This is a genomic window from uncultured Caulobacter sp., assembly GCF_937900395.1.
GTDB lineage: Bacteria > Pseudomonadota > Alphaproteobacteria > Caulobacterales > Caulobacteraceae > Caulobacter.
Window position 1 is genome coordinate 1 of record NZ_CALCDX010000182.1, and the last position, 4,157, is coordinate 4,157.

The following is a 4,157-nucleotide window of genomic DNA, read 5'->3' on the forward strand; positions in this document are numbered from 1 at the left end:
CCGTGGGGCGGCCGCAAGATGGTCTGGAAGAACCCCGACGCCAAACTGTGGCTGGACCGCATGGCCGAGCGCGGCTGGACCGCGCCGATGTGGCCCAAGGAATATGGCGGCGGCGGCCTCTCCAAGGCCCAGAACAAGGTGCTGGAGCAGGAACTGCGCCGCCTCAAGGCCCGCCCGGCCTTGATGAGCTTCGGGATCTGGATGCTCGGGCCCGTGCTGCTTGAATACGCCACCGAGGAGCAGAAGCAGCGCTTCCTGCCGCCGATCGTGCGCGGCGAAATCCGCTGGTGCCAGGGCTATAGCGAGCCGGGCGCCGGCTCGGACCTCGCGTCCCTGCAGACCAAGTGCGAGGACAAGGGTGATCACTACCTGATCAACGGCCAGAAGGTCTGGACCAGCTACGCCGACCAGGCCGACTGGATCTTCTGCCTGGTGCGCACCGACACGACGAAGAAGCACGAGGGCATCTCGTTCGTGCTGTTCGACATGACCTCGCCCGGCGTGGAAGCCCGCCCGATCAAGTTGATCAGCGGTTCGTCGCCCTTCTGTGAAACCTTCTTCGACAATGTGAAGGTTCCGAAGGACCAGCTGGTCGGCAAGCTGAATGGCGGCTGGGACATCGCCAAGCGCCTGTTGCAGTACGAGCGCCAGAACATCAGCGCCTCGGGCTTCGGCGGCGGCGGCGGTCTGTCGCCGGTCGACGCGGCCAAGAAGGAGATCGGCGTCGACAGCGAAGGCCGCATCGCCGACGGCGACTTCCGCGCCCGCCTGGCGGCCCACGCCATGGACGCCCACGCGTTCATGCTGACCGTGCGACGCGCCGAGGCGGAGTCCAAGCAGGGCTCGGGCCCCAGCGCCGCCGTCTCGATCATCAAGTACGCCGCCGCCAAGATGAACCAGGAGCGCACCGAGCTGCTGGTCGAGGCGCTGGGCCTGCAGGGCCTGGGCTGGGCGGGCGAAGGCTTCAGCGCCGAGGAGCTGGCCGCGCCGCGCGCCATGCTGCGCGCCAAGGGCAATTCGATCGAGGGCGGCACCAGCGAGGTGAACCTGAACGTCGTCGCCAAGCGCGTCCTGGGCCTGCTGGACCATCAGTAGTCCCATGATCGAGTTTTGGTACGAGTTTGCTTCGACCTACTCCTATCCGGCGGCCATGCGGATCGAGAAGCTGGCCGCCGACAAGGGCGTGGCCGTGGCTTGGCGGCCCTTCATCCTGGGCCCGCTGTTCCATGACCAGCAGGGGCTGAACGACAGTCCGTTCAACGCCTTCCCGGTGAAAGGCGAGTACATGTGGCGGGACCTTGCGCGCGTCTGCGACGCCGAGGGTCTTCCGCTGCGCCACCCCAGCCAGTTCCCGCGCAACAGCCTGCTGGCCGCCCGGGTGGCGATCGTCGGCCTGGAGGACGGCTGGACCCCGGCCTTCAGCCGCGCGGTCTATCAGGCCAATTTCGTCGACGACCAGGACATCGGCAGCCCCGAGGTCCTGGCGCCTCTCATAGCCTCGGTCGGCGCGGGCCCGGACCATGTCCTGGCCGCGGCGCAATCCGATCCGATCAAGACCCGTCTGAAGGACCACGTCCGCCAGGCGAAGGAGCGCGGCCTGTTCGGCGCGCCCAGCTTTCTCACCGCCGACGGCGAGCTCTTCTGGGGCAACGACCGTCTGGAACAGGCCCTCGACTGGGCCGCCCGTCATCAATCCAGGGAGCACGCCTGATGGCCGTCCTGACCGAAGAACAGACGATGCTGCGCGACGCCGCCAAGGGCTGGGCCAGCGAAAGCGCCCCCGTCGGCGCCCTGCGACGCTTACGCGACGGCAAAAGCGGCCAGAGCTTCGATCCCGCCGCCTGGAAGGAAATGGGCGAGATGGGCTGGGCCGGGGTGATCGTGCCCGAGGCCTATGACGGCTCGGCCTTCGGCTATCTGGGCCTGGGCCTGATCCTGGAGGAGACCGGGCGCACCCTGGCGGCCTCGCCGCTCCTTTCCACGGCCATGATCGCCGCCTCGGCCCTGCAGCTGGCCGGCTCCGACGCCCAGAAGCAGGCCTGGCTGCCGCGCATCGCCAGCGGCGAGATCGTCGCGACCCTGGCGATCGACGAAGGCTCGCACCACGCCCCGGCCCGCACGGCCCTGACCGCCACCAAGAGCGGTTCGGGTTTCGCGCTGAACGGAACCAAGACCTTCGTGCTGGACGGCGAGGCCGCCGACCTGCTGATCGTCGCCGCCCGCACCGGCGGCGCGCCGGGCCAGACAGACGGCCTGACCCTGTTCCTGGTTCCCGGCGACGCGCCGGGGGTGAAGCGCACCCATCTGGCGCTGATGGACTCCCGCGGCGCGGCCCAGATCGCGTTCGACGCGGTCGAGGTCCCGGCCGACGCGGTTCTCGGCGAGGTCGACAAGGGCTGGGCGGTGCTGGAGCCGACGCTGGATCGCGCCTATGCGGGCCTCGCGGCCGAGATGCTGGGCAGCGCCAGCGCGGCCTTCGACATCACGCTGGACTATCTGAAGACCCGCACCCAGTTCGGCCAGGTAATCGGCTCGTTCCAGGCGCTGCAGCACCGCGCCGCCAAGTGGTTCACCGACCTGGAGACCACCCGTTCCTGCGTCGAGGCGGCGCTGGAAGCCTTGGACGCCGGCGGCGACACCCGCGCCCTCGCCTCCCTCGCCAAGGCCAAGGCCTGCGAACTCGTCCACCTGGCCAGCAACGAGATGGTCCAGATGCATGGCGGGATCGGCATGACCGACGCCCATGACGCCGGCCTCTACATGAAGCGCGCGCGGGTCACCGAGGCGCTGTTCGGCGGCGCCAGTTTCCACCGCGATCGCTATGCGCGGCTGATGGGCTTCTGATCCCAAAGAAAGAGAAGCCACACCATGGCCCTAAAGCCGCCGTCACGGCGGCTTTTTTCTTGCCGATCATCAGGTTAGCGAACGTCGCCCCGCACCTCGATTGAGTAATAATGTCGAGAACCCGACGCACGCCTGTTCCGTCAAATGATGATGCGTCGGCAGCAGTTGTTCGGCCCCTTCTATTTTTACATCGCTCCTGACTGGATTGTGTCGGCTACGCGACGGCGCCCTTCATTTGACCTGCCTATAGCTTGCAACCCTTGCCGTTAACCGGCGTTCGATTCCGCATGCTAGGGCTCCTACATCCCTTGAAGAACCGCCTCCTTTCCGCGCTGCCGTCAGAGGACAAGGCTCTTCTGGTTCCGTATCTGTCGCCGATGGACCTCGACAAAGGTCGTCTGCTGTACGACCCGGGCGACGCGATCGATCAGGTCTATTTTCCCAATGATGGCGTCATCTCGCTGATGACGTTGATGGAGAGCGGCGCGGCCATCGAGTCCGCCGCCATCGGCCGCGAGGGTGCTCTCGGCCTGATGGCCGCGGTGGCGCCGCGTCAGTCGCTGTCGCGCGCGATCGTCCAGGCGCCGGGCTCGGCCTTGCGCATCGCCGCGGCTCCGCTGCACGAGGTCTGGACCCGCAGCGCGGCGCTTCGCGACCTGGTGGACCGCCACAACGAGGCGCTGTTCGGCCACGCGATCCAGTCCGTGGCCTGCAACGCGCTGCACGCGGTGGAGGCGCGGTTCTGCCGCTGGCTGCTGTCGTGCCATGACCGCATCGACAGCAACACGGTCAGCCTGACCCAGGAGTTCCTGGCGGACATGCTGGGCGTCCAGCGCACGACCGTCACGGCCGTCGCCGGCTCGCTGCAAGCCAAAGGGCTGATCCGCTATCGCCGCGGCGTCGTCGACATCCTGGACCGAGCCGGTCTCGAGGCGATGACCTGTGAGTGCTACGGCGCCGTGCGCAGGAGCTACGAGCGGCTCCTGCCCGATCCGTTCGGCGACGAAGACGCCCCGAGCCTGCGGCTTCGCGGCTGATCTTTATCGGCGACGCGCGGGCGCTGGCGCATGCGCCAGGCGCAGCAGGTTGGCCGCGCCCGGAGCGCCGAACGGCGTCCCGGCCACCACCAAGAGGCGCTCGCCCGGCGCGACCAGCCCCAGCTCCAGGGCCTTGCTCGACGCATCGGTCGTCACGACCTCCAGGCTGTCGGGCTGGGCGCTTACACGCGGCTCGACGCCCCAGACCAGGGTCATGCGGCGCACGGCGCTAAGTTGGGGCGACAGGGCCAACACCGGCTGCAGCGGGCGCTCGCG

At 68.3% G+C, this 4,157-nt stretch carries 5 protein-coding genes; 4 read left to right on the forward strand and 1 reads right to left on the reverse strand.

What is annotated here, in order from left to right:
• From Q0379_RS15820 to Q0379_RS15835, 4 genes are all read left to right on the forward strand, one after another.
• A partial coding sequence (locus tag Q0379_RS15820; protein ID WP_299010837.1) for an acyl-CoA dehydrogenase family protein occupies nucleotides 1–1,095 on the forward strand: 1,095 nt, incomplete at its 5' end.
• A 4-nt stretch (nucleotides 1,096–1,099) separates the two neighbouring features.
• A complete protein-coding gene (locus tag Q0379_RS15825; protein WP_299010839.1) occupies nucleotides 1,100–1,711 on the forward strand; it encodes a 2-hydroxychromene-2-carboxylate isomerase in 612 nt (203 codons plus the stop codon).
• Nucleotides 1,711–2,844 carry an acyl-CoA dehydrogenase family protein gene (locus Q0379_RS15830; protein ID WP_299010842.1) on the forward strand — a complete coding sequence of 378 codons (1,134 nt, stop codon included), beginning with the start codon at nucleotides 1,711–1,713 and terminating at the stop codon, nucleotides 2,842–2,844. Before Q0379_RS15825 ends, Q0379_RS15830 begins: the two co-directional genes overlap by 1 nt.
• A 308-nt stretch (nucleotides 2,845–3,152) precedes the next feature.
• Nucleotides 3,153–3,881 carry a Crp/Fnr family transcriptional regulator gene (locus Q0379_RS15835; RefSeq protein ID WP_299010845.1) on the forward strand — a complete coding sequence of 243 codons (729 nt, stop codon included), beginning with the start codon at nucleotides 3,153–3,155 and terminating at the stop codon, nucleotides 3,879–3,881.
• A gap of 3 nt (nucleotides 3,882–3,884) precedes the next feature.
• On the opposite strand, the gene Q0379_RS15840 is transcribed toward Q0379_RS15835, so the two are convergent.
• Nucleotides 3,885–4,157 (reverse strand): pyruvate kinase alpha/beta domain-containing protein (locus Q0379_RS15840; RefSeq protein WP_299010848.1); only part of this gene is annotated, 273 nt, incomplete at its 5' end.